The sequence below is a fragment of the Embleya sp. NPDC050154 genome (assembly GCF_044460165.1).
Classification (GTDB): domain Bacteria; phylum Actinomycetota; class Actinomycetes; order Streptomycetales; family Streptomycetaceae; genus Embleya.
This window is the reverse complement of the sequence record NZ_JBITJP010000079.1, coordinates 1-1,303: the sequence shown is the minus strand read 5'-3', so window position 1 is coordinate 1,303 and position 1,303 is coordinate 1. Positions and strand designations below refer to the sequence as shown.

Sequence of the window (1,303 nt, the reverse complement as noted above, 5' to 3'; positions counted from 1 at the left end):
TGAGCTGACCCGGGTTTCGTAGAGTGTTGCGGTTGTTCAGGCGGTCTTCGTTTGTTGTTGCTGCGGGTACTGTCGGTACGCCTGCTCGTACTCGATCGGTGGGACGTAGCCGAGGGCGGAGTGGAGCCGTTCCTCGTTGTACCAGCCGACCCAGCGCACGACGGCGTGCTCGACCTGGGCGAAGTCTCGCCACGGACCCTGCATTTCGATCAGTTCGGCCTTGAACGTGCCGTTGAGCGCCTCGGCCATCGCGTTGTCATAGCTGTCCGCGACCGAGCCGACCGAAGCGGCGGCCCCGACATCGGCGAGCCGCTCGGTGTAGCGAATGGACACGTATTGCGACCCCCTGTCCGAGTGGTGAACCAGTCCGGAGCCCTTCTTGATACGGCGTCGCCACAACGCCATCTCCAAAGCGTCCAACGGGAGTTCGGTCCGCAGGTGGTCTGCGACCTGCCAGCCGACGATCATCCGTGAGTACACGTCGAGGACGAACGCCACGTACGTCCACCCCGACCACGTGCGGACATACGTCAGGTCGGCGACCCACAGTCGATCCGGGCCCTCGGCGGTGAAGCGGCGGTCGACCAGGTCCGGTGGACGGGGTGCGGCCGGCTCGGGCACGGTGGTGCGGCGGCGCCGCCCGCGGATGACGCCCTCGACGCCCGATTCGCGCATCAGCCGCTCGACCGTGCACCGGGCCACGACGTGGCCCTTGCGAGCCAGTGCGCGGGTGATCCGCCGGGCACCGTAGGTGCCGCCGGAGTCGGCGTGCTCGGTCTCGATCAGGCCGATGAGCCGCTCGTCGCGCAGCCGGCGCGCGGACTTGGGGCGCTTCTTGCGCGCGAAGTACGTCGACGGGGACAGGTCCAGCACCCGGCATACGGGATCGACCCCGAGACCCTTGTCACGCAGGTGGTCGATCACCTGCTCGGCCTCGTCCGGGGACGGTCGATCTCCTGCGCAAAAAACACGGACGCGGCTTTCAGGATCTCATTCGCCCGCCGCAACTCCGCGTTCTCCTTGCGGAGTTGCTTCAATTCCTCCGCCTCGGCGGTGGTCGGCCGGTCGTCGCGTTCGCCGGCGTCGGCCTCGGCTTGGCGGACCCAGTTGCGCAGGGCCTCCTTGTGGATGCCCAGGTCCCGTGCGACGTGGGCGACCGGACGGCCGGAGGTGCGGACCTCCCGGACTGCCCGTTCGCGCAGCTCATCGGGGTATTTGCGTGGTGCTGGCATGGTTCGTGGTGCTCCTTACGCCGGGCACCATAACCCGGCTTCAAGGACTCCACCAAACTCAGAGCAGCTCA

General features: G+C 67.5%; 1 protein-coding gene. It reads right to left on the bottom strand.

Going from position 1 to position 1,303, the window contains the following annotated elements; genetic code table 11:
• Window positions 1-36: 36 nt before the first annotated feature.
• A protein-coding gene (locus ACIBSV_RS50655) for an IS3 family transposase (protein ID WP_395874801.1) occupies window positions 37-1,232 on the bottom strand; the annotation gives its coding sequence in 2 pieces (ribosomal slippage) (window positions 37-953 and window positions 953-1,232; 1,197 coding nt in all).
• Window positions 1,233-1,303 lie beyond the last annotated feature (71 nt).